This is a genomic window from Reticulibacter mediterranei, from assembly GCF_016587455.1.
Genome location: NZ_BNJK01000001.1, coordinates 1,016,117 through 1,039,426, shown reverse-complemented (window position 1 = coordinate 1,039,426; position 23,310 = coordinate 1,016,117). Strand labels below are relative to the sequence as shown.

General features: G+C 50.8%; 19 protein-coding genes. 10 read left to right on the top strand and 9 right to left on the bottom strand.

Going from position 1 to position 23,310, the window contains the following annotated elements:
* Positions 1-60: 60 nt before the first annotated feature.
* Together K3T83_RS04660 and K3T83_RS04655 are read left to right on the top strand one after the other, a co-directional pair.
* The gene (locus K3T83_RS04660; RefSeq protein ID WP_220201808.1) at positions 61-1,746 is read left to right on the top strand and encodes an ATP-binding protein; all 1,686 of its coding nucleotides are present in this window, start codon (positions 61-63) and stop codon (positions 1,744-1,746) included.
* Complete coding sequence (locus tag K3T83_RS04655) at positions 1,739-2,449, top strand: response regulator (RefSeq protein ID WP_236064820.1); 711 nt, start codon at positions 1,739-1,741, stop codon at positions 2,447-2,449. Before K3T83_RS04660 ends, K3T83_RS04655 begins: the two co-directional genes overlap by 8 nt.
* 6 nt (positions 2,450-2,455) lie before the next feature.
* Here K3T83_RS04655 and K3T83_RS04650 read toward each other — a convergent pair whose 3' ends face one another.
* Positions 2,456-4,537 carry an APC family permease gene (locus K3T83_RS04650; RefSeq protein ID WP_220201807.1) on the bottom strand — a complete coding sequence of 694 codons (2,082 nt, stop codon included), beginning with the start codon at positions 4,535-4,537 and terminating at the stop codon, positions 2,456-2,458.
* Between the two features lie 508 nt (positions 4,538-5,045).
* Here K3T83_RS04650 and K3T83_RS04645 point away from each other — a divergent pair.
* The 3 genes from K3T83_RS04645 to rsmG all read left to right on the top strand — a co-directional run bounded on the left by K3T83_RS04645 (position 5,046) and on the right by rsmG (position 9,395).
* Positions 5,046-6,449, top strand: coding sequence for a sigma 54-interacting transcriptional regulator (locus K3T83_RS04645; protein ID WP_220201806.1), 1,404 nt, complete (start codon positions 5,046-5,048; stop codon positions 6,447-6,449).
* A 14-nt stretch (positions 6,450-6,463) separates the two neighbouring features.
* Positions 6,464-8,617 (top strand): vWA domain-containing protein, encoded by a 2,154-nt coding sequence (locus K3T83_RS04640; protein WP_220201805.1) that lies wholly within the window; start codon positions 6,464-6,466, stop codon positions 8,615-8,617.
* Positions 8,618-8,678: 61 nt separating this feature from the next.
* Positions 8,679-9,395 carry a 16S rRNA (guanine(527)-N(7))-methyltransferase RsmG gene (gene rsmG, locus K3T83_RS04635; protein ID WP_220201804.1) on the top strand — a complete coding sequence of 239 codons (717 nt, stop codon included), beginning with the start codon at positions 8,679-8,681 and terminating at the stop codon, positions 9,393-9,395.
* Between the two features lie 105 nt (positions 9,396-9,500).
* Here rsmG and K3T83_RS04630 read toward each other — a convergent pair whose 3' ends face one another.
* The 5 genes from K3T83_RS04630 to K3T83_RS04610 all read right to left on the bottom strand — a co-directional run bounded on the left by K3T83_RS04630 (position 9,501) and on the right by K3T83_RS04610 (position 15,185).
* Positions 9,501-10,838 carry an adenylosuccinate synthase gene (locus K3T83_RS04630; protein WP_220201803.1) on the bottom strand — a complete coding sequence of 446 codons (1,338 nt, stop codon included), beginning with the start codon at positions 10,836-10,838 and terminating at the stop codon, positions 9,501-9,503.
* A gap of 252 nt (positions 10,839-11,090) precedes the next feature.
* Positions 11,091-12,596: a spermidine synthase gene (locus K3T83_RS04625; protein WP_220201802.1), complete on the bottom strand. Its 1,506-nt coding sequence runs from the start codon at positions 12,594-12,596 to the stop codon at positions 11,091-11,093.
* 27 nt (positions 12,597-12,623) lie between these two features.
* Complete coding sequence (locus K3T83_RS04620; RefSeq protein ID WP_220201801.1) at positions 12,624-13,883, bottom strand: zinc ribbon domain-containing protein; 1,260 nt, start codon at positions 13,881-13,883, stop codon at positions 12,624-12,626.
* 108 nt (positions 13,884-13,991) lie between these two features.
* A complete protein-coding gene (locus K3T83_RS04615) occupies positions 13,992-14,492 on the bottom strand; it encodes a M67 family metallopeptidase (RefSeq protein ID WP_220201800.1) in 501 nt (166 codons plus the stop codon).
* 9 nt (positions 14,493-14,501) lie between these two features.
* Positions 14,502-15,185 (bottom strand): HAD family hydrolase, encoded by a 684-nt coding sequence (locus K3T83_RS04610; protein ID WP_220201799.1) that lies wholly within the window; start codon positions 15,183-15,185, stop codon positions 14,502-14,504.
* A gap of 454 nt (positions 15,186-15,639) precedes the next feature.
* Between K3T83_RS04610 and K3T83_RS04605 the strand changes: the two genes are divergently transcribed.
* The 3 genes from K3T83_RS04605 (at position 15,640) to K3T83_RS04595 (ending at position 18,644) form a co-directional block, all read left to right on the top strand.
* Complete coding sequence (locus tag K3T83_RS04605) at positions 15,640-15,867, top strand: hypothetical protein (RefSeq protein ID WP_220201798.1); 228 nt, start codon at positions 15,640-15,642, stop codon at positions 15,865-15,867.
* 47 nt (positions 15,868-15,914) lie between these two features.
* A complete protein-coding gene (locus tag K3T83_RS04600; RefSeq protein WP_236064819.1) occupies positions 15,915-17,180 on the top strand; it encodes an ATP-grasp domain-containing protein in 1,266 nt (421 codons plus the stop codon).
* 393 nt (positions 17,181-17,573) lie between these two features.
* A complete protein-coding gene (locus tag K3T83_RS04595; RefSeq protein ID WP_220201796.1) occupies positions 17,574-18,644 on the top strand; it encodes a LamG domain-containing protein in 1,071 nt (356 codons plus the stop codon).
* Between the two features lie 41 nt (positions 18,645-18,685).
* Here K3T83_RS04595 and K3T83_RS04590 read toward each other — a convergent pair whose 3' ends face one another.
* Entirely contained in the window at positions 18,686-19,657 is a 972-nt protein-coding gene (locus K3T83_RS04590; RefSeq protein ID WP_220201795.1) for a threonine ammonia-lyase, read from the bottom strand.
* Between the two features lie 223 nt (positions 19,658-19,880).
* On the opposite strand from K3T83_RS04590, the gene kal reads away from it, so the two are divergent.
* Both kal and K3T83_RS04580 read left to right on the top strand, forming a co-directional pair.
* A complete protein-coding gene (kal, locus tag K3T83_RS04585; protein ID WP_220201794.1) occupies positions 19,881-20,312 on the top strand; it encodes a 3-aminobutyryl-CoA ammonia lyase in 432 nt (143 codons plus the stop codon).
* The gene (locus K3T83_RS04580; protein ID WP_220201793.1) at positions 20,309-20,875 is read left to right on the top strand and encodes a hypothetical protein; all 567 of its coding nucleotides are present in this window, start codon (positions 20,309-20,311) and stop codon (positions 20,873-20,875) included. Before kal ends, K3T83_RS04580 begins: the two co-directional genes overlap by 4 nt.
* A 63-nt stretch (positions 20,876-20,938) precedes the next feature.
* Here the strand turns inward: K3T83_RS04580 and K3T83_RS04575 are convergent, their stop codons facing one another.
* Both K3T83_RS04575 and K3T83_RS04570 read right to left on the bottom strand, forming a co-directional pair.
* On the bottom strand, positions 20,939-22,087 hold the full coding sequence (locus K3T83_RS04575; protein ID WP_220201792.1) for a Gfo/Idh/MocA family protein: 1,149 nt from the start codon (positions 22,085-22,087) through the stop codon (positions 20,939-20,941).
* A 114-nt stretch (positions 22,088-22,201) separates the two neighbouring features.
* Positions 22,202-23,251, bottom strand: a complete 1,050-nt coding sequence (locus tag K3T83_RS04570) for a sugar phosphate isomerase/epimerase family protein (protein ID WP_220201791.1) — start codon at positions 23,249-23,251, stop codon at positions 22,202-22,204.
* Positions 23,252-23,310 lie beyond the last annotated feature (59 nt).

The following is a 23,310-nucleotide window of genomic DNA, read 5'->3' as shown; positions in this document are numbered from 1 at the left end:
TGATATGCTTTTGCATGTGACAGGAACCACTAGTTATGAGGGCTGAAACAGCGCAACATCATGAGATCAATCGATCATCTCCTATTCTTAGGGGCGCGAGCAGAGCAGCGTCGGAAACGATATATTATAGATGCCCTCGTTGCCGCAATAAGTTCATTTTTTATTACATTATGTATCTATGTGTTTAAGTTATACCCGAAAATACCGAGCATTTCGTTATTATATATTGTGCTGGTTCTGTTGCTGGCGAGTAGGCGGGGACTGTATGCCGCGATAGTTGCTTCAGTGGTGGCTTTTTTTTCATTTGATTATTATCTGATCACACCTCTATATAATTTCACGATAGGAACACTTGAAGAGTGGCTAGCGTTGTTCGTTTTTTTAATAGTGTCGATTATTACTGGACAACTGGCATCCGCTTTGCGGCAACGCGCAGAAGAGGCGACGCAACGGGAGCAGGAAACGCGCACTCTGTATGAACTGGTCAATGCGACAACGAGCGAGGAGGATCTGGACCGGCAGCTTAGCATTGTGGCCGAGGCGATTGTCGAAGTGTTCTCTGACGCCGGAGTCTATAGTTGTGCAATTTTGCTTTCTGATGATGTCGGTAAGCTGGCGTTGCGGGTGGAGACAGGCCAATCGACCAAATCTTTACAACCGCAACTCACGGCAGATGAGGAAGCGACCGCAATTTTAGCAATGAGGCAAGGTGAAATGATTGATCTTTATCATGATGTCACTGTATCGCAATCCAGTCGGCAAAGCCCTCATTGGATCAGGCGGGCTTTAGGAGCGGAGAAGCGGGATGCATCCTATGCGAGGATGATACCATTGATGATAGGTCAGCGCTGTGTGGGAGTGGTACGGCTGCTCGTTGAGAAGCATGGGCGGTCGTTAGTTGTTGATCGCGAGCAAACGAGCGGAAAAGGACAAATGCATTCACAGGTTGCCTTCTTCTGGACGTTTCTCGATCAGGCGGCTGCGATTATTGAGCGAGCGCGTCTGCATCGAGAGAGCTTACAGGTCGAATTGTTACAACGTACGGATGCTTTGAGATCTGCATTGCTCTCCTCAGTCTCACATGATCTGCGCACTCCGCTCTCGTCAATTAAGGCAGCGGCGAGCAGTCTCCTGCAAGAAGATGTGCAGTGGGATGAGGAGACGAGAAGTAGCTTTGTGCAGGCAATTGAGCGAGAGGCAGATAGATTAAATCGTCTGGTAGGAAACCTGCTTGATATGTCGCGCATCGAGGGCGGCGCTTTACGCTCTGAGAAAGAGTGGTATCCAATAGATGAGCTGATCCATGATGTTCTGGGGCATATGCATCTCTTGCTGCAAGGGCGAGAAATACGCATGATGATACCGGAAGATTTGCCACCTGTGGAACTGGATTACTTGCAGATGGATCAAGTATTGACGAACCTGTTAGAGAATGCTGAACGGTATACGCCCGCTGCTTCGCCGATTGAGATAGCGGTCGAGAGGATCGATGATCACATAGAGGTGCGCATTGGTGATTATGGACCAGGAGTTCCGGCTGAAGATGTAGAACGTATTTTTGATAAGTTCTATCGTGTGCTGAATATCCGGCAGGGAAGAAACAGTGCGATGGGGTCAGGATTGGGGCTGGCTGTGTGTCGTGGCCTGGTAGAGGCGCACGGAGGACGTATCTGGGCGGAGAATCGAGCAGGGGAGAAAGGTGCAGTTTTTCACTTTACGCTCCCATTAGGAAAGGTAAATGGATAGGTATATGCATAAAAGCGGCGCTCGTATTCTTGTAGTTGACGACGAGATTGAAATCATGCGGGCATTGCAGCGCAGCCTGACGGCCCATGACTATGAAGTGTTCACGGCAATGAGCGGCGAAGAGGCGTTGGACGCTATTACGCAGTATCGCCCAGATCTGTTGTTGTTGGACCTTGGGTTGCCAGGTATCAGTGGTCTGGAAGTATGCAGGAGCGTCAGAAAACAGTCAAATTTACCAATCATTGTGCTGTCGGTCAAAGATACCGAGCGAGATAAAGTGCTGGCGCTCGATCTGGGTGCGGATGACTATGTATCCAAACCGTTTGGGATTAATGAAGTGTTGGCGCGAGTGCGTGTGGCACTGCGTCATGCCGCACCGATTCAGGCAGGAACCGAGCCTGTTTTTGCTGCGGGCCCGCTGCGGGTGGATTTTGCAAGAAGATTGGTGCAGGTCAACGATCAAGAAGTGAAACTAACGCCAACGGAGTATGATTTGCTCAAGGCGCTGATTAAAAATGCGGGGAAGATTATGACGCGGCAGATGTTACTAACGCAGGTCTGGGGGACCGGCTATGGATCTGAGGCGCATTACCTGCATGTTTATATAGGACAGTTGCGCCGCAAGATCGAGCCTGATCCCACCCACCCACGTTTCATTCAGACCATTTCTGGGGTCGGATATCGTTTCGCGAGTGATGAATAAACACTACTATTGCCAGCGCTTGAGCAAGTGGGCCACTTTCCCATCTGATGTGAGTTCGTAGCGCACGCGGTCCGGGTTGATATCCTTGAACTGCTGGCTCTCTCCTGCCGCAAGCACAGTGTCGTGGGGATGGACCATTTGCCAGACTTGGGCGACGAGATCAGGATCTCCTTGCAGGTAAACATATTTGCGCGTCGGAATCTTGTTTTTGAGCGCCAGGCTTTCAGCTTTACCAAAGTATTCTTTCGCCTGTGGGTCTTCCAGATATGGATCGACGATTTCCCACATGCGCGGTGCAGTTTCTCTCGCTTTCTCTTCTCCGATGTACAGGAATATAATCGGACGGTTGTGTTCTTCGGCGTTATGCACCGCAGCTTTGATAACTGCAGAATTATGTTCACTTTCCGGCAATAGGACGGCTAGCACCGAATTTGGCAGGCGTTCCTGAATACGTGTGACCACCACAGGAACGGGAACACGTCCAGCCTTTTCCGTACGGATATAGTTGAGATAGGCGATACCCATACCGATAACAGTGACGCCGCCACCAAATGCTGTTGCCAGAGGTTTTGTCGTCATGTTGGTGGTCCATGCGATAGTAACTAGCGCCGTTGTCAGGACGCCCAGGAAGAAATCGATCTTAAACCAGGGTCGCTGTATCTCCTGGATAGAAGATGGCGCGCCTTCGCCCTGCGTCACGCCGTTGGAGGCATCTTTTCCAGGTGCCTCTACATGAGAAAGCTGGAGATCGTGGGATGTGGTGGCTGTTGTCTGTGCTCCATTGGTAGGCTCCGCCGCTTGCTCTTGTTCGGTGGCTTGAGCTTTCAGCGCTGCCAACTTGCGCATCTTGCGGATGGCACGCCGCCAGTCGCGCGCACGTATGATATCCAGCCCCAGACAGGTGAGTGTGAAGGCTCCCAGCAGACCAAAGGCGTACATATCACCGAGAATGGTGATGTTTCCCTTCACTGCGATAAGGACGAGGATAGGAATGCCCGTTGCAAGAGCGATGGCGTAGTGAGGTGTGCCACGAAGCTTATTGCGCTGCAAGATGATGGAAGGCATAAATTCCATCCGTGAGAGCGCCATAAATACGTGATATGCGCCGATGATGGCCGTATTGCTAGCAAACACAAGCAAGGCGCTGGCACTGATGGCAACCTCTGTTTGCAGTATGGGGCCGCCCCATTTGCCCGCGAGCAGAGAGATGATATAGGCGTTTTGTACGGGATCTCTTGCCGCATCGGGCAACAGCAAGGTTGAGAATGTAGTTAGGAGAGGGCTTGTCAGGCCAATCGTGATGACCACAATCACCATAGCTTGCGCGGCGACTTTTTTATGTGGATGCTTCATCACCGGAGAAAGCTGAGAGATACTCTCCAGACCAGAGAAAGCCAGGAATGATCCTGCGAAGCCAGCAAGAAAAGAGAAGGGTGTGAGGCTATGGCCCTGGAACATGAGTGGCAAGAGTGCCATGAATTGGGAGAAAGTGATGTGAGTGAAAACGGTGATCAGAATCGCAATATTGCTAAAGAAGGCGATCAATGCTCCAACCAGACTGACTTTTGCGCTTTCACTGATGCCGATCCAGTTCAAGATACCCAGCAAGACAAGCATGCCAAGAGTCACAAAGAGAATAGGAAGCTGGATTGGTCCGAGACCAGGTATATTTTGTATCACGCCCAGGGGAGGGATGACCACGCTGAGGTATTGCATGCCCGAGAGGGAGCTGATGGCGGCGGTTAGAAAGTAGTCCACCAGAATAAACATACCACCTAAAGCGCCAAACCAGGGATTAAGAGCCTGGGCCGCCACTGTAACAACACCGCCACCTTGCGGAAAGCGGTGCGTGACCTCGACATATTTGAAGGTCAGGAGGATAAAGACGATCAGCGTGAGGGATACAAAAAAACCTGCCATCGTCTGGACAGTGCCGTAGAGGATACCAGGAACGTAGTAGATGGACGTACCGATGTCTGCAAAAACGACTGCCCAGCAAAGTATAGGACCAAGCATTGAACCTTGCGAACCATGCTCGCCACCGTGAGAGTTGCTCTGTGTTGTTGGTGCCACAGATTCCTGCGCCATATGATTGTTTCATCCTTTATGAAGAGAGTCTCTATTTGAATGGGAAGAAAATCTCTATTTGAATGAGATAGGTCGCCCTTTCTATTAAGCACGAAGTACGGGGCCATATCTGGTACATAGTGTAGCACAGGGGTATAGTAAAAGGGCAACGTTTTGAATGCTTCACTGAACCGATATTTAGGGTTCGGCTATGTTTCTTGAGAAAATTTTTAGAGCCTTCCCTTTATTTTGAGAACTTCCTAAGAAAGACCTGAGAGCGCTTTCCCTCTATCTGTCACGATGTCAGGAAGATATTTGTCTGGAGAAGAGGAGAAAATTTCTTGTAGTGGCACCTGTATATTGGGAGTCTCTCAGCGCATTCTCTTGCGTTTTGGGTTGTGAGGCGGTAGAATCAAGGAAGGTTCCACTTGTTTTTTGCTATCGTGGGATCTGTGGATCGTGTATCTTTCCTCAGTTATTACCAGGTGTCTCACGAAGCCAATCCCCAAGAAAGGTAGTATATAATCGAATGTCCATTACTACTCAACCGCGCACAATTGGAGAGTTGCGTGACAGTGGGTATAAGGTGCTTTCCGTAAAAGAAGAGATGCGGAAGAATCTGATTCAGAAAATACGTAAAGGGGAAGAACTGTTTCCAGGGATCATTGGGTATGAAGAGACAGTGATACCGCAGATTGAGAATGCCATTCTTTCCGGTCAAGACATCATCTTTCTTGGCGAGCGTGGTCAGGCAAAGACGCGTATGGCACGTAGCCTTGTAAATTTGCTCGATGAAGTCGTGCCAGTGATTGCTGGTTGCGAGATCAACGATGATCCATTTGATCCAGTCTGTAAGGCATGCCGTGAGAAAGTGGAGGAATTCGGTGATAAGGTGGAGATTGCCTGGCTCCCTCGCGACCGTCGCTACGGTGAAAAGCTGGCGACCCCTGATATCACCATTTCCGATCTTGTGGGAGAAGTAGATCCTGTTCGCGTTGCGGAGGGACGCTATCTTTCCGACGAATTGACGATCCATTATGGTATGATTCCTCGCACAAACCGAGGTATCTTTTGTATTAACGAGCTACCTGACCTGGCTGAGCGTATCCAGGTGGGTCTGCTAAACATTATGGAGGAGCGCGACGTACAGATCCGGGGCTACAAGATTCGCCTGCCGCTGGATGTCTATGTGGTCGCCAGTGCTAACCCGGAAGATTATACCAATCGTGGTCGTATTATTACGCCTCTAAAGGACCGTGTCGGTTCGGAGATTCGCACTCACTATCCATATGGTCTGGAACATGAAATGCAGATCATGGAGGCGGAGAGCGCTCATTTTGTGACCGAGGGGTTGGAGGTCACTGTTCCGAAGTTTATGAAAGAAGTGATCGCGGAAGTTACGCAGTTGGCGCGGCGCAGTAACGATATTAGCCAGCGTTCGGGCGTGAGTGTGCGCGTCTCCGTTTCAAACTTTGAGAATGTGTTGAGCAATGCCAGCCGCCGTGCGCTCAGATTGAAGGAGCGACAGGCTGCACCCCGCGTCAGCGATCTCGCAGCAATCATGGCCTCGACCTGTGGCAAGATCGAACTGGATGCGGTGGGGGATATCAAAGAAGAGCGGGTGGTGCAAAAGCTCATTAATGCCGCCATTGTAAGCGTTTTTAATGAGTACTTCGAGCAACGTGAATTCGATCAGCTTGTGGCGGGATTTGAGCGTGGCTTGAACGTGCAGGTTGGTGATGACCTGTCTTCGATGGAATATGTCAATCAGCTATCTAAAGTTGGTGGTTTAAGCAAGGCGATTGACAAACTGGGTGGACGTGGGAACCCTGCGGCCATTGCCTCTTCCGTCGAATTTATTCTCGAAGGATTGCACCTGAATCGTCGTCTTAATAAGGATGAAGTCAGAGGTAAGATTCGCTATCGACGCTAAAGGACACACGCGATATGTTTCAACGCTTCTATAGAAATCGCTACGGGTATTCGCGCTGGGATGGGACGCAGCGTATCGAAGGATTGGACGCTGATGATATTCTCAAAGCCCTGTCCGACGATTACCTGGAGAATGGCAACTTGCAGCAGGCGATGAAACGCCTGATGCAGGATGGCATTCGTGGCGAGGATGGGCGTCGTGCAATGGGGCTGCGAGAAATGATGCAGCGTTTGCGGAACACTCGCAGCGAGCAACTAAATCGCTACAATATGGCATCGGGCGTGATGGATGATCTGCGCGAGAAGCTTGAGGAGATCAAGCAGATGGAGCGCGAGGGCATTCAGCGCCGTCTGGATAATCAACCGCAGAGTGGTCAGCAGTCTCAGGAGGGCAATCAGCCGCAAGCGGGACAGCAACCAGGGCAGCAGGGCCAGCCATCCTCAGCTGGGAATCAACCTCAGAGTGGACAGCCTGGTCAGGGAGAAGGTCAAAGTGGCGATCTCTCTCCTGAGCAGATGCAGAAGATGCTGGAGATGATTGCCAAACGTAAACAGGATTATCTGGAACAGCTGCCGAAAGATATTCCGGGACAGATCAAGAAGCTCTCGGAGTATGACTTTATGGATGAGCAGGCCCGCGAGAAGTTTCAAGAACTGATGGCGAGTTTGCAGCAACAAATGATGCAGCAATTTTTCCAGGGTATGCAACAATCGCTGCAAAACATGACCCCTGAAGATATTGCGCAGATGCGAGAAATGATTCGCGATCTAAACAAGATGTTGCGTGAGCGGCAGGAGGGGCGAGAGCCTGATTTTGACTCCTTCATGCAAAAGCATGGTCAGTACTTTCCCGACGTGAATTCGCTGGATGATTTGATCGAGCAGATGCAGCAGCAGATGGCCGCCATGCAGGGCATCATGGATAACCTTTCTCCAGAGCAGCGACAGGAATTGCAGAACCTCATGGAGCAACTCATGGGGGATGATCGCATTCGTGTTGATATGATGGAACTGGCGCAGAATCTAGAAGCATTGGCTCCGATGGAGGAGGTACGCACACGGTTCCCATTTCGCGGCAATGAGACCCTGCCACTCAATGAAGCAATGCGCATGATGGGCAGACTTCAACAGATGGAGGGGTTGGAAGATCAGCTTCAAGAGGCCCGTCGCCTGGATAATCTGGAGGCGATAGACAGCGAGAAGGTGAAGGAGTTGCTTGGCGACGAGGAGTATCAATCAGTTGAGCAGCTCAAAGAACTCATGAAGATGCTGGAGGAAGCTGGCTATATTGAGAAGAGAGGGAACCGCTGGGAACTGACGGCGCGCGGCATCCGTAAGATCGGTCAGAAGGCGTTGCAAGATATCTTTAATAAGTTGAAACGCGACGGCTTCGGGCGGCACGTGGCACCCTATCGGGGTATTGGCGGCGAGCGCACGGATGAAAGTAAACCATATCAGTTTGGCGATCCATTTTTGCTGGACCTGGAGAAAACGTTGATGAATGCTATTCATCGGCGTGGAACCGGGACGCCAGTGACCCTGTTGAAAGAGGATTTCGAGGTCTATCGTACCGAGTTTACAACGCAATCTTCGACGGTGCTGATGATCGATATGAGCCTGAGTATGGTCTATAACGGTTGTCAGCCGGCGGCGAAGAAGGTCGCGGTGGCCCTGGAGAGCCTGATTCGTTCGCAGTTCCCGCGCGACAATCTCTATATTGTCGGGTTTTCGTTCATTGCACGTGAATATAAGCCCAACGAGTTGATCGAGATGAGCCGCTATGATAACGATCGTGGCACCAATATGGCGCATGGATTGATGCTGGCGCGGCAATTGCTGGCGCGACATCGCGGCGTCAACAAGCAGATCATCATGATTACTGATGGTGGTCCCACCGTCTGGTATGAAGAGCAAGAGGGCTATCGTGGCTGGCAGTTCGCCTTCCCTAGCCCGTATGCCGAGCAGCAGACGCTGCTTGAGGTGCAGCGCTGTACACGCGATGGGATAACGATCAATACCTTTATGCTATATGATGATGACTGGATGCAGGCCTTCGTCAACCAGATGGCGGAGATCAATCACGGTCGCACGTTCTATGCGGACAAGGATAACCTCGGCGAGTATCTGCTGGTGGATTATCTCAACAGCAAGCGAAAATTGATATCGTAGGAGAGTAGTAAAGCATGTACCATCTCTTGAGAGGGGTGGTACATGCTTTTTGTGGTGAGATATGGCTGATGAGCTAACGAGAGAATTTATTGAAGGGCTGGCAAGGCTGGGTGTGCCAGATCAGTATGCACAACAATTTGAGCGCTATCGAGAGGAACTGCTCGATTGGAATACACGTATCAATTTGACAGCTATTACCGATCCAGAGGAAGTGTTAGTGAAACATTTTCTCGATTCGTTGTCGTTGTTGCTGGCATATGATCAGCCGCGGACGCGCTTGCTTGATATTGGTTCGGGAGCTGGTTTTCCCGGGCTGGCATTGAAGATTGTTCGTCCAGAGTGGCAGGTGACGTTGTTGGAGGCGACTAATAAAAAGGTCTTATTTCTCCGTCATATGGTAGAGGCGTTGCATCTGAAAGATATTGAAGTGATGCATGGACGGGCCGAAGAGCTAGGCCATACACGTGGGTATCGCGCTGCGTTTGATATGGTGACTGCGCGTGCGGTGGCTGCTATTCCTGTACTGCTTGAGTATTGCGCTCCCTATTGTCATGTGCATGGTCGTATTATTTTGCCAAAGAAGGGCGAGCTGACCACTGAACTGGCACAGGGGAAGCGGGCCGCGGCGCAGGTTCGAGCTGTCTTTGAAGCTGATATTCCTGTGGAGTTGCCAGGGCTGGCTGATGGGCGCAGATTGCTGGTATGGAAACAACGCGATCTATGTCCCACGCAGTTTCCACGTAGTGGGGCAGCGATGGCGAAGAAGCCTCTTGGTTGAGCAAAAACATCGAATGAAACGATGTATCTTCAGGAAAGAGCAGATATATAGGTAGGAGAGAAGTTCGTGCTATATATCTGCTTTATTGTGTGAGTTGTTGCATGCTTAATGAATGGGCTGGTTGCGTTTTTGGAATGGATCAAGATCGCGCTGTGACATAGTCAGGATATCTTGAATCTGAATCGTTCTTCCTCTTCTGGGGCTGACTGAGATCATGGCAATGGGTGTTTCAATCAGCTCTTCCAGACGTTTGAGAAAAGCTTTGGCCGCTGAGGGCAGATCCTCGTATGAGGTGATATTACTTGTACTGGTTTGCCAGCCTTCCAGTTCTTCATAGATCGGTTCGCAGGCGGCAAGGTCGCTCAAGGTTGCTGGCAGACTATGGATGATTTTACCATGCAGGTTGTAAGCTGTACAGATTTTGATGGTAGGGAAGGTATCGAGGACATCGAGCTTGGTAATGATGGCTGCGTCCAACCCGTTCCTTTGTGCCACAAAACGAGCCGCGACCGCATCAAACCATCCACAGCGGCGCTCTTTGCCCGTCGTTGTGCTGAATTCGTCGCCGCGATCTCGCATTTCCATCCCGATAGCATTGAAGAGGCCGGTCGGCATGGGCCCGCTACCGATGCGCGTGAGATAGGCTTTATATACGCCAACCACGCGATCAACTGAGCGAGGGGGAAGTCCGGCACCGGCGGCTGCATTGACGGCAATGGTGGAGGATGAAGTAACGAAGCGGTAGGTGCTGAAATCGCTATCCAGAAGAGCGCCTTGAGCACCTTCTAGCAGAATCGTCTTATGATCGAAGAGCGCATCATGGAGCATTTTATTAGTATCAGTAATGTATGAGCGCAGCCGTTGGCCATAGGCGAAATACTCGCCGTGAATTTCTTCTAAAGAGAGAGGTCGTTGTCCATAGATTTGAGTAATCATACGGTTTTTTTGTTGCAGAATAGTGGAAAGTTTAGCGCGGAAGGCATCAACATCGAGTAAATCTGACATCCGAATTCCAGTACGTGCATGTTTATCAACATAAGCTGGATTGATGCCGCGCTGTGAGCTATCAACCTTATCATTGCCCCGTGCTTCTTCTTCCAGGCGATCGAGCAAAAAATGGTAGGGCATAATAACATGGGCGCGTTCGCTAATATAGAGGCGTGAGATATCAATACCTTTACTTTGTAAATCTTCTATTTCGGCAATCAGGCCTTTGGGATCAACGACAACGCCATTGCCGATGATGCATGTCGTGTTGGGAAAAAGGATACCGGAGGGGACGAGGCGAAAGGCAAAATCACCTTTTTCGTGAACAACGCGATGGCCAACGTTACTTCCTCCCTGATAACGGACAACAAAGTCGGCACGCATAGAAAGTTCATCGACGATTTTGCCTTTTCCTTCGCCTCCCCATTGCGCTCCAATTACTGCAACTACCACCATGATGATGTTTCCTCTCGGCTTTCTAGGATCTCCTCTGGGTACTGTAATTTCCCCTTACAAGGATACCATTTATAGCGTGAAAAATATACCCGGGACCAGGATGAATTTCCCTTTTCTATGAGTTTATGTCTATGTGTGACTGTATGTCAATACTGTTGAGCAACAGTATAAGCATAAAACATACAGTGGTAATTGATTGGCAGCAATGCGGCGAAGTACTGCGTAGTACCGGGAGGCGTGTTCGGAGCAGCGTTATGGCTGTTGTATATAGTTTAGTAAAAGTTGATCGGTAATTTGTTCTATCGGTGCGCGATCATCTGTGAAGACTATCCCTCCATCGGGATGCCCTTGCTTTACGACTGGCGAGACTTCGTTGGCGACCTGACCCATCACAGTTGTTGGATCAAGTGTGGAGAGGTTTGTGCGGAAGGTCTCTACTGATGTTGGCCTCATCGTGGCCATGACTTCTGTATTGAACGTTTCAGGTACATCAAAGGTATAGACACTGGGAAAGACCTGGCTCATCGTATTCACAAACGCATGGACGAGTCGATAATCTGTGTTGGTATGGGCCGTATTCAGGGCAACCACCCCATTTGGCGACAGATGATCGTGAATCTGCGTGAAAAACTCGCGTGTTGTGAGCTGGAAAGGAATATAGGGTTGCTGAAACGCGTCAATGACGATGAGATCATATTTTTCGTGGGTCGTCGCCAGGAATGTACGTCCATCCTGTATTGACACGTGCAGATTCGGTTCGTTCATATCGAAATATTTGCGCCCCACATTAACGATAGCGGGATCGATTTCAACACCATCGATAGGCACATCGCCATAGACCTGTGTGATCTCATGTGCGATGGTTCCGCCTGCAAGCCCGATAATGGCGACGCGCTGCAACTTTTTAGGAGTAGGGCCAGGGTTAAAATAAGGAGCGGTCAGGAAATAGTCCCAATACCAGCCGGTCAGAACGCGGTTGGGATCTGAGTAGTGAATTGAGTGTATGGCCTGTCCCTCGTTCAAGATAAGCTGTCGTGTGCCATCGGGCAATTGTGTTACCTGAATATAGTTGTAGAGTGATTCTTGCTCGTATGTGAGATAGGGTATGTTTTTCAACGGCCCCAGCGGTAAAACGAGTGCTACGAGGGCCAGTGCAAAGGCTGGCCGCAGAAGTGGACGCAGACCCCAGAGAGAAGCTGCAAAAAGCAAGGCACCAAAAATCAGGAAGGTGCGACGAACACCAAAGGTTGGGATGAGCCAGAGGACAGGTAGGAACGCTCCTAAGATACTGCCAGCTGTTGAGATGGCATAGAGCGAGCCACTGATACGGCCGCTGCGTCCAACATCTTGAGTGGCGAGACGGACTGCGAACGGTGAGACCAGCCCCAGCAAGGTTACGGGAACAGCGAAAAGTAAAACGGTGCCAAGCAAAGAGGCGAGAAATGCGCTCACTGATACCTGTGAGATAGCGTTGGCGGCCCAGGAAAGAATACCCTGGCTGACGAAAGGGATCAACGATGTGGTCAGGGCTGCTGCGGCAGTAATCGAGCATAACACCTGCGAGGACGGGTGATGATCCGCCAGCCGACCACCCAGAAAGTAGCCAATGGTCAGGTAAATCAGGATCAGGCCGATCAGGACAGCCCAGATGTAGAGCGAAGTGCCGAAATAGGCTCCCAAAAGATGGGATGCACACATTTCGAGTGCAAGGCTGGTCATTCCACTCACAAAGACAAGCAAGGTAAGAGAATACTTCACTGAACCTCCGAGGCCCGATGGCATGGTCTACAAGAATTGGTAACGGCTAAGCATAGGATTGAAAAACTGACCATTGACGGCATCAAATTGACTATCGGGAGCCTGTAGTTCTATAACGTAGGCTTTCCCCTGATGAACAGTGGCGATGACTTCGACGCGCTCTTTCTGTTGCGCGTCGGATAGATAGTAAGCTATCGCTGTTACCCAGGTTTCGCCGCTGATGGTGGTCGCTGAGGTAGCAGTTGGGGCTGTATAGCCGGGTTTTGACGCAAAATTTGTTTGTAAGTCACCAGCAACAAGATCATTTGCCGAACTGGTGGTTGGCCCAGGAGCTTTAAAGGATGCATATTGATCTCCCTGAGCCGGGTTCACAAACTGTACACCGGCAGCATTGACGGCCTGACCCATCGCCCAACCGTTGGGATACTCCACCTGGAAGCCATAGGCGTGGCAAGCATCGGTACACCAGGTAAAGTTGGCGTCGGGCACCGCCGTAGGCGTGACGGCCAGCGTTGGTGATGGTGTAGGTGATGGCGCTTGTGTCGGAGTGGCAGCTTCTGTCGGGCTGGGAGTCGCCTCAACACTCGCTGTTGGCGATGGAGCGGCGGTCGTCGTTGCAGTGGGTTGTGTCGATGCGGGTGCTTGATTTCTCGTCATAAAGAAGCTGGCGGCTCCTATACCCACGACGAGCGCAACAACAAGGCACACGCACACAATAACGACGATGGAACCTCCTGACGATCTGGCCGGGGGCTGCGGCATGCCTCCTCCAAACGTACCGTAGTCGTAGTTTTGTCCGGTAGGAAAGGATTGTGAGGGAGGTATTTGTTGCCCCGGATAGTTTCCGGTCTGAAATGCCTGTTGCGTCTGCGGATTAAACTGGCTGGAGCCTGGATAGTTGCCGGGCATGGATGCGCCAGGGAAGCCCGATTGCTGTGGATAGGCCGTATTATATGTTTGATCGGGCGTTCCTGGAAAGGCAGTCATAGCCTCCGTTGCATCGTGATAAAAACCAGTTTGTTGATTGGGAGCGGCATTTTGTTGCGATATAAAAGAACTGGAAGGCGGAATATTGGTGCGCGACGGTGCCTGCGTCCCTGGATGGAACGTGTGGGGAGGTTGAGCTGACGTAAAAGGGCCAGCAGGGTATTGCGAGCCAAGACGCCCACTGGGTGGAGGCGTGCCGACCATCTCTGTAGCATTGGCTGGTGGTGTTTTAGGGGCACCACATTGGCCACAGAAAGCTTCCTCCTGACTTACCTCATTGCCACACTTGGGACATTTCATTGGCTACTTCCTCGCTCCTGACTGCTTCCGCATACCTGAATCTTTGATACTACTACCATCGCGGTTGGGATCATTATATCTTATTTGCCCAGCTATGACTAGCCTACCCTACAATTCAGTACGGAAGTTCTGTTCAGCTTGTACGGCAATCTGTTGCAACCCTTCCTGTGAATAGTGATGGTACGCGAGAATTGACGCAAGTGGAATTTGTCCGTCGGCTCGTTGCAGAAAGGCTTCGTTAAAAGGACCACAGATAATGAGCCAGACCCAGGGGATTTCTTGTTCCAGGTTGACCCGTTGCATATTCTCACGGTCGGTCGTGCTTGCCGACGCGAAGCCGCCGGGATGACTATGATAGACCCCAATGATTTCTCCCGGGCGGGTCAGTTCAACTTCTAACAAATCTTCGGGCGCAAACTCAAAATATACTGATGAGTTTGCTGTATTTTGTAGTGGTTGGATTTGTTGTACTTGCCAGTTGCCATTAGCATCGATAGTGCCTAAAAGAACCCCACAGGCTTCAATAGAACGTCGTTGGTAAATATCATGTAACAGCGTTTCCTGGGCACTCATGCTGAGGATTACCCGTGCATTCTGGTGTGTTTTCATATACATTAATTACCTGGCGGTTTTAGGATTGAAAAAGTTTCCTGCTGTGTAGTTGCGCAAGTCTCCTATTGCCGGGACGGTAATATCTGGTTGAAAGCCGTCAGGAGATTGTGCCGCAGCATATTTTCCCTGTTGGACGAAGACGGTTGTGAGTTCTTCTCCCAGAATCTTTTTTGCATCGGCGAGGATTTGCGGTTTATCATCAATAAGAACATAACGGTCGGCAGGATAGAGCCGCGTAATTTCTGCCAGATGGTCCTGCTTATGGACATAGAGAAGGACGCGCCCCTCTACAGCATCGGCCAGATTACTGTTGACGATTTTTTCTGCCTGATAGCAGAGATCTCCATCCGAGACAATCACAGTGAGGCCAAGTGTGCGCAAGTAGCGCAGGGTTTCCAGAGCAAAGGGGTAGAGCGCTTTGTAGAATGGGTAATTGTCGAAGAGCGAGTGGATCTGCTGGTAGGTGTGTTCATCCATTTGTGAGAGAGGCGTCTCTTCGCGGAATCGCTTGAGTGCGAGCGGTATATCAATAACCTCTTTCTCGTGGCGAACCTGCTCATAGAAGTCCCAGTAGCGTGCAGTCAGTTCTGGACCTAGCACTGCTTTGAGATGTTGATCGAGATCGGTTTTCACATCATCGTTGGCAAGCAATGTATTATCAACGTCCAGGAAAAAAACGAGTGTTGGCATGATTGTTGTTCTTTCTCTGGTTAGAATTGAAAGAGAGAGATAGAAAATATCCATCTCATTACTAGAACGATTCATATCACAGAGAAGGTGATGCTTGCCAGATAGAAATATCCGCAACGCGCAATCTCATTGATCCCAGGGCTTTCCAATTCTCCCATCTAGCAGGAGTGCAGAGGGCGGCAGCCCTTTGCCGGGGTGCGGGGTGTCCCCGCAAAAAACTTTTTTCTTCTCTTTTGCGCGCCGCCGCAGGCGGCGCGCGAAGGAGGGAAGGAAACTGGGGACGCCCCAGGCCCCGGCAGGGAGACCCCTGCACCCCTTTGAGCGGAGAACTGGAAAGCCCTGTCATTGATCCTAGCATACTTGTCAGAGAGGGAAAAAGAGCGTAGGATAGGATACAAGGTTTGAGCGTGGTGCAGGTGAGAAGCGGCCACGCTTTTTGATGAGGTAGAGATAGATGAAGGTGATCTTTCGGAGTAAAGATTTTGCCAGCGTTGAAGGTTCTGGCTTCGGCTTTAATAATAGAAGATGGCAGCCTCCTGGCATTATCAAGGGAGAATACAGCACCGTGATTGGCAGGGGACGTATGAGTGTTTCTGGGAAAAAACAGGCCGATCAGGTTTACAGGAGCTTGTGTGGACGGCGCACGGGGATGCCAGGTTATTTGGGCTGGCCGCAGCGCTGAAGGCAAAAGGCTTTGTGGTAGATGTTGAACAGGATTAAGTTATGGATATGAGAGAAAGACAAGAGCAGAAACGCGTTTTGTTATTGATGTCGCCTGCGACGTATCGCGGCGGCGCATTTTTAAGTGCAGCGCGGAGCCTGAATATCGAGGTCGTTGTAGGGATAGATTTACCGGAAACACTTGCAGAATACTGGCATGTACCGCTGGGATTGGATTTTAGCGATATTCCCGCTTCATTACAAACAATTTCTGAGTACGTACAACAGCATCATATCGATGCAATTCTATCAGTTGACGATAGTGCTAGCGAATTGGCGGCTCATGCCAGTCAGATGCTTGGGTTGGCGCATAACTCTCCCCATGCAACTGAGGCAGCACGAGACAAATTTCTCATGCGCCAGTTAATGTCAGTTGGCGGCGCGCCCTGTCCCATCTTTCGCAATTTCCCTTTGAATGATGATCCCAGAAGAATTGCGGGGGAAGTGAGCTATCCGTGTGTGCTGAAACCGAGAAGGCTCTCTGGGAGCAGAGGAGTCATACGGGCCAATAATCCAGAGGAATTTGTGGTGGCGTTCCAACGCTTGAAGCGCATCCTTTTGAGCGAGGGGTGTTCGGAACATGAAACCTCGTTTCTGGTAGAGGATTTTATTCCGGGGCGAGAGGTGGCGCTAGAAGGCTTACTGACGGATGGACAGCTTCAGGTATTAGCGCTCTTCGATAAGCCTGATCCGCTGGATGGACCGTTTTTTGAAGAGACCATTTATGTGACGCCTTCTCGTCTGCCTCAGCAAATGCAGCAAGCGATTGCGCAATGTGTTGCAGCGGCGGCCAGCTCTCTCGGCTTGCGCGAGGGTCCGGTGCATGCCGAATTGCGGGTCAATGAGCGCGGTCCCTGGATGTTGGAGATTGCGGGGCGCTCAATCGGCGGATTGTGTTCTACTGTGCTCGAATTTGGCTCTGGCATGTGCCTGGAAGAGCTGATCTTGCGCCATGCGATTGGCGAAGATGTGGTTTCAGTTGAACGCGATTATCACTCGGCCGGGGTGATGATGATCCCGATACCGGCAGCAGGGATGTTGAGAGCTGTGCATGGCGTCGATGAAGCATCAGCAGTTCCGCTGATTACCGGTGTGGAGATTACTGCGCAATTGCATCATCCACTGGTGCCTTTGCCAGAGGGAGCGAGCTATCTCGGCTTCATTTTTGCTCGTGGTGAGACTGCTGCTGAGGTAGAGGAGGCGATCCGTCAGGCTCATCGTTGCTTGCGCTTCAATATCCGGCGAGAGATACCTGTTTTGAGTGTACATAAATAACTTCTTTTTATAGTGGTATGTGTACAAAAATACAATTTATTCATATGTGCGATAATGGCGAAAATATCCTCTCATAATAGATACGTGTGGAATGTATTCGCTATTATCTTCTGCAAAAGTGATTGTAACGATGTATACTGAATAGAGAACACCTGTTGAGAAAAGACGGGAAAAATACGTGTCTAATGGACCCAAACATACTATTAAAGCAAGCATGATTAGACATTTAGCGGATGCTATGCGATACTCAGCAGGAATGAATCTTCGGTCGTTATTGGAGGTTTCTTGATGTCCTCAAGTTATTCACCTCATGGAGGCGTAATGACGCGATCATGTCAGCAATGTAGAATGTCGTTATCTCCAAACGAGGCGCGTTGTGGAAATTGTGGGTTTATGAATACACCAGAGCTGGTAGGGAATGGCCCCAGACGAGGACTCCTCAGCATGGCAGGCGTGGGATTTGGAGCGCCAGTGTCTCCAGTTCAGAACCAGGCTGGAGAAGATGGCCTCTGGGTGCCACCAGAAGACGAGCCTGTTTCTGCTGCACAGTGGGGTAATTCTGCGGGTCAGGTAGCCCCCACCGGACTCTATACTCCTCCATCAATACCACAACCTGTGAATCCTGGAAATAGTGCGAGGCCGCCAATGAGTGGTGGAGCTTTTCATCGTGGGTCGGCAACGATGAACAAACCTCCCGCCAGCCTTTCTAGCCTCATTGGGCGTGATTTTTTTCAACAGCCCGTCTCTAAGATGCGTGTTATGATGGGCGTTATCGTTCTGATTATCATTATTATCAGTGGCAGTGCTATAGGTATCATTTATTTTGCTGCAAAGAGCGCGCCAAAGACGCAGACAACTGTACCCATTCCAACACCAGCGGTTCCAGCAACGTTTGCTGACCCGTTTAACGATAATACATATGGATGGAATTTACAGAGCGTGGCTGGTAAATATGCTGTGCAAGTGGGCGGCGGTAATTTAACACTGGAGGAGAGTAACCACAAATTGCTGTGGGAGCCGCTTCCCGGCCAGCGATCCTATGATGATTTTAAATTATTTGTTGATGCGACTCTGACGAAAGGCGATGCTGGCAACGGCTATGGCGTCTATATTCGCGGGGGATCTGATGCAAATAGCGATCTTGCAACCTATTATCGTTTTGCATTATATGGCGATAGAGGCTATGCCATTTTTAAGGGTGATGCCAATGCCGATGCTCCTACCAAACTGGTTGATTGGACTCCATCGACGGCGATTCAGGGGGCTGGCAAGGTCAATCATATCTTGATTACAGCGAATGGATCCGCTCTCACGCTGACAGTGAATGGACAGGAGCTAAAAACAATTAACGATACAAGCTATACCAAAGGGAGCGTCGCCTTTTTTGTTTCTAATGTGACGGATGCAAAACCAGGGACGCAGGTCCAATTCTCCAACTTCGGTATCTATCCGCTCAAGGCATAGACGACAGAGACGCGAAATTCCTCGCGTCTCTTCATCTTGATCTACTCTTCGCTAATAATCCTTGCGTAGGCAGCCGGGTCAACGTTGCCCCCGCTCACGATGCAGCAGACGCGTTTTCCGACAAATCTTTCTGGTTGCGTCAATAATGCGCCGAGAGCGAGTGCTCCGGTTGGCTCTACTTTAAGATTGATGTAGCGGAAGTAGTTGCGCAGTGCCGTAAGCGTCGTAGCATCGGCGACCTCGATGATATCAGCAAGCCCCGTTTTGAGTATCTCCCAGTTCAGTTGGCCGAGGCTCACTGTGCGTGCGCCATCTGCAATCGTATTCGGCTCCTGCTCGTTGTGGACCAGTTGACCGCTATGCAGCGAGCGGGCGGCATCGTTGCCGGGTAGCGGTTCGGCTCCGATAATCTCAGTCTGGGCCTGTAGATGATTGCGGGCAACAACAATCCCTGAACTGAGTCCACCGCCGCCAACGGGGACGACGATATAATCAAAGTGGTCGGAAGCAAAAATCTCTTTCCCTAGCGTGGAGTTGCCAGTGACGACACGGTAATCATCGTACGCCTGGGCCTGGAAAGCGCCTGGCTGTGCTGCCATCAATTGTGCGACACGTTCGGTGCGGCTCACCTGTTTAACATCGATGAGATCAACCTGACCGCCATAGGATTGAACGGCATCGATCTTTACCCTGGCAGAGGTCGCGGGCATGACGACGGTGCAGGTTTTACCCAGCAGTTTGCAGGCGTAGGCCACCGCTTGCCCAAAGTTGCCAGAGGATGCTGTGATGACGTGCTGGTTTGGGATGCTGGCAAGTGTGTTATAGGCGGCCCGAAATTTGAAGCTGCCCGTATGCTGAAACGTCTCGCTTGCGATAGTGATATCACACTGCAATTGTTGAGAAAGCACGGCGGCAGGGAGAAGTAGGGTCGGGCGAAGATGTTTCGGCAGCGTTTCCCAGACGCTATCGATATACTCAGACGTTAATGCCGGAGCGGTCGTGTAGTTTGGCATCCATGTAACTCCAACTAGTGATGTATTCAAATGATAGGCTATGATTGCATTGTATCACCACTAGAGTTTTTTAGAACAGCGGGAAGAATGAAACGTGGTATCAGAGCTTTGATTATTTGCCAGAGGGCTTATATGCAGATCTTGCTTTTTTCACTGAGGTTTCTCATACTTAATAGAGGGTCTATTCTAACGAACGTTAGTTTGTCTGTGAAAGGGAAGGTTCATGGCGTCTACGAGCGAATATACATCATCGTTGCGCGTGCGTTTGGGGGCTGGCGATGCTCACTATGGCGGACAGCTGGTCAATGGGGCGCGGGTACTGGCTTTGTTCGGCGATGTGGCAACGGAACTGGCGATCATGTGCGATGGAGACGAGGGGTTGTTGGTGGGATATGAGCAGGTGGAACTGTTGGCACCGCTCTATGCCGGGGATTTCATCGAAGTAACGGGCCGTATTGTGCGCGTTGGTCGTACTTCTCGACGGATAGAATTTGCCGCCTATAAAGTCATTGCGAGCCGTCCCGATATAAGTGCTTCAGCAGCGGATGTCCTTGAAACGCCTGTACTGGTTGGAAAAGCTGTAGGGACAACTGTGGTGAAGGCCGAGCGGCAGCGCAAATCTCGGGATATGCAGGATGGTGAGGGGAACATATGAGCAAAGAGTTGAGTACCATGAGCAAGAAGCTCGACCAGAAAAGCATTCTCTCATTTTTGATCCAGCATGGTTATGCTACTATTGTAGAGCAGTTGACAACACCGGGCGGCGAGCATCCCCCCGATTTTTATATTGAACTGGTGAACGGTTTGCTGGAACAGCCTGAGTTCGCTCACCTGCCGGTTATGGTTGATGAGAATGTGCGCTGGTTGCGTTTGAAAGAGTTTGCCACTCGCTGCGCGACCTTTGCTGTGATAGGAGCGGAAAACGGACGGCAGGTCCGGCAGATACAACGACAGGATGGTGAGAAGGTTGCTCTGCATGATTATTATCAGCCAGGGCTACGGGCGGGATGGAGCCTGTTAGATGCGCCAGAGGGCAGGGCCGATTGGGAGATAGTCGCATATCGAGCATGGTATGAGCACGGCTTTGCCCGTGAATGGAATGAGGGAACGACGGCTGACAAGCAGGAAATATATGCAACTGGAGAGATCGATCCAGCGTTTCTGGAAAGGTTGCATGAGGAGCTTGAGAAAAGCATTCGTGATACGTCTTCCAGTTAAGCAGATCAACCAGGGAGCGTACTGGCTCTTCTGATTGACCTGCAACGAGTGATGGGTCAGGGGCTAGGGCATATCTACCCAGGAGACACCCTTCTGAGAGCTTTCGACAGCAGCATAGACGAACTGCATACCGCGTAACCCATCATAGACGGTTGGATAGCCGCCCTCTGGCTTCTGGCCGGACTCCACACGCCGGATATCGGCAATCGCCATCTTGTAGATGTTGGCGAACGCTTCATAGAAGCCCTCTGGATGGCCGGCTGGCGTACGTGTCGCAGCTTTTGCGTCGTCGCTCATATAGCCGAGACCGGTGCGCAAAATCTGTTGAGGTTGTCCGTGTGGCTTGAAGAGCAGCGTATTCGGTTCCATCTGATGCCACTCCAGCCCGGCTTTCGTACCATAGATGCGAATGCTCAGGGCGTTCTCTTCGCCTGCCGCGATCTGCGAGCAGGTCAGAATGCCTTTGCCACCGTTTGCAAGATGGAGTAGCATGTTGGCATCGTCATCGAGCGCTCTGCCCTCGACAAATGTTGTCAGGTCGGCACATAGCGACTTGATTTTGAGGCCAGTAATGAACTCAAGCAGGTTTTCACCGTGTGTGCCGATATCGCCCACGCAGCCAGCGATACCTGATCGGCTCGGATCGGTGCGCCATCCTGCCTGTTTATTGCCGGTTTTCTCCTCGGCAGTCATCAGCCAGTCCTGAATATACTCCACCAGCACTTTGCGTATTTCACCGATCTCCCCCTGACGTACCAGCGCGCGGGCATGGCGTACTGCTGGATAGCCGGTGTAGTTGTGGGTGAGAGCATAGACGAGGTTCTTGCTTTCGACAAGAGAGACCAGTTGTTGGGCCTGTTCGAGATCAAAGGTCATCGGCTTGTCTGATACTACGTGGATACCATGTTCCAGGAACGTTTTTGCAACTGGGAAGTGGACATGGTTGGGAGTAGTGACCATGACGAAATCGATGCCTTCTTCTAATTTCGACTCGGCTTCAGCCATCTCCTCGTAGCTGTCATAGGAACGTTTCAGATACCATGCTTCGGCGGAGGCACGCGCGCGTTGTAGGTCAGTGGACATCGCGCCCGCAATGACTTCCGCCTGCCCATCCAGCTCGACGGCCACGTGATGGACGGCACCGATGAAGGAACCCTGTCCTCCACCCACGATACCTGCGCGTAGCTTCCTCTTTGATACATCTCGGGGCATAGTCTTGTGACTCCTCTCTAAGAAAATATTGTAATCGGGTATTGTGTACTATATTTCCTCACCATTGAGGATAGGAGAGCGTGTAAGCAGCTCCCCTATCGTACAAAATGGGTGCTATTCCAGGCCAAGAATGCGGCGGTTGGTCTGCTCGTCTACGGCACCACCAGCGAAATCATCGAAAGCATGTTTTGGTGTATCGATAAGCATGCTCTGGATGAAGGTTGCGCTTTCACGGGCACCCTGTTCCGCGTCTTTCAGGCAGCATTCCCATTCAAGCACCGCCCAACTTGAGTAGCCATACTGCGTGAGTTTGGAGAAGACTCTCTTGAAATCAACCTGACCATCACCCAGGCTGCGGAAGCGACCGGGACGGTCTACCCAATCCTGATAGCCGCCATAGACGCCGGAGCGAGGGGAAGGATTAAACTCAGCATCTTTGACATGGAAAGCTTTGATATGTTCATGGTAGCAATCAATGTAGCCAACATAATCGAGGCACTGCAAGACGAAGTGCGATGGATCATACAGGATATGGACACGCGGATGATTGCCTGTCGCAGCCAGGAAGCGCTCGAAGGTCACGCCATCGTGCAGATCTTCGGTCGGGTGAATCTCGTAAGCGAGATCAACGCCGTTCTCTTCGGCTGCATTTAAAATAGGCTGCCAGCGTTTTGCCAGGTCATTGAAGCCCAGTTCCACTAATCCAGCCGGGCGTTGTGGGAAGGGATAGAAGGTATGCCAGAGGAGCGCACCAGAGAATGTGGGCAGGGCACTCAAGCCAAGATTGCGCGAAGCTTTAATGGCTTTGATCATTTGATCGACGGCCCACTCTGTACGCGCTTTCGTGTTGTTGTGTACCGCTGCCGGGGCGAACGCATCAAGCAAGATGTCATATGCTGGATGCGTTGCGACAAGCTGCCCGATAAGATGCGTTGAGATCTCGGTAATCTCCAGGCCGTTACATTGCCCTTTTAGATCATCGCAATACTGCTTTGACTCAGCGGCTTTGTCCAGGTCGATAAAACGACCGTCCCACCCGGGAAGCTGCACCCCAATGTAGCCAAGATCTTTGGCCCACTGAGAGATATTGGAGAGGTTGTTGAAGGGTGGTTCATCCTGGGCAAACTGTGCCAGAAATATTGCCGGTCCTTTGATCTGAGACATACATTGTTCTCCTTCGATTTTGTATCTGACAAAAGACGATACTGTATTGTACAACCAGG

What these genes read in the sequence shown, in the direction of transcription:
- K3T83_RS04570 (WP_220201791.1), bottom strand. Translation starts at nt 23,251, where the DNA reads ATGTCTCAGATCAAAGGACCGGCAATATTTCTGGCACAGTTTGCCCAG.
- K3T83_RS04640 (WP_220201805.1), top strand. Translation starts at nt 6,464, where the DNA reads ATGTTTCAACGCTTCTATAGAAATCGCTACGGGTATTCGCGCTGGGAT.
- K3T83_RS04650 (WP_220201807.1), bottom strand. Translation starts at nt 4,537, where the DNA reads ATGGCGCAGGAATCTGTGGCACCAACAACACAGAGCAACTCTCACGGT.
- K3T83_RS04630 (WP_220201803.1), bottom strand. Translation starts at nt 10,838, where the DNA reads ATGGTGGTAGTTGCAGTAATTGGAGCGCAATGGGGAGGCGAAGGAAAA.
- K3T83_RS04655 (WP_236064820.1), top strand. Translation starts at nt 1,739, where the DNA reads ATGGATAGGTATATGCATAAAAGCGGCGCTCGTATTCTTGTAGTTGAC.
- K3T83_RS04645 (WP_220201806.1), top strand. Translation starts at nt 5,046, where the DNA reads ATGTCCATTACTACTCAACCGCGCACAATTGGAGAGTTGCGTGACAGT.
- kal (WP_220201794.1), top strand. Translation starts at nt 19,881, where the DNA reads ATGGCGTCTACGAGCGAATATACATCATCGTTGCGCGTGCGTTTGGGG.
- rsmG (WP_220201804.1), top strand. Translation starts at nt 8,679, where the DNA reads ATGGCTGATGAGCTAACGAGAGAATTTATTGAAGGGCTGGCAAGGCTG.
- K3T83_RS04580 (WP_220201793.1), top strand. Translation starts at nt 20,309, where the DNA reads ATGAGCAAAGAGTTGAGTACCATGAGCAAGAAGCTCGACCAGAAAAGC.
- K3T83_RS04595 (WP_220201796.1), top strand. Translation starts at nt 17,574, where the DNA reads ATGAATACACCAGAGCTGGTAGGGAATGGCCCCAGACGAGGACTCCTC.
- K3T83_RS04660 (WP_220201808.1), top strand. Translation starts at nt 61, where the DNA reads ATGAGATCAATCGATCATCTCCTATTCTTAGGGGCGCGAGCAGAGCAG.
- K3T83_RS04600 (WP_236064819.1), top strand. Translation starts at nt 15,915, where the DNA reads ATGAGAGAAAGACAAGAGCAGAAACGCGTTTTGTTATTGATGTCGCCT.
- K3T83_RS04605 (WP_220201798.1), top strand. Translation starts at nt 15,640, where the DNA reads ATGAAGGTGATCTTTCGGAGTAAAGATTTTGCCAGCGTTGAAGGTTCT.
- K3T83_RS04620 (WP_220201801.1), bottom strand. Translation starts at nt 13,883, where the DNA reads ATGAAATGTCCCAAGTGTGGCAATGAGGTAAGTCAGGAGGAAGCTTTC.
- K3T83_RS04590 (WP_220201795.1), bottom strand. Translation starts at nt 19,657, where the DNA reads ATGCCAAACTACACGACCGCTCCGGCATTAACGTCTGAGTATATCGAT.
- K3T83_RS04575 (WP_220201792.1), bottom strand. Translation starts at nt 22,087, where the DNA reads ATGCCCCGAGATGTATCAAAGAGGAAGCTACGCGCAGGTATCGTGGGT.
- K3T83_RS04610 (WP_220201799.1), bottom strand. Translation starts at nt 15,185, where the DNA reads ATGCCAACACTCGTTTTTTTCCTGGACGTTGATAATACATTGCTTGCC.
- K3T83_RS04615 (WP_220201800.1), bottom strand. Translation starts at nt 14,492, where the DNA reads ATGAAAACACACCAGAATGCACGGGTAATCCTCAGCATGAGTGCCCAG.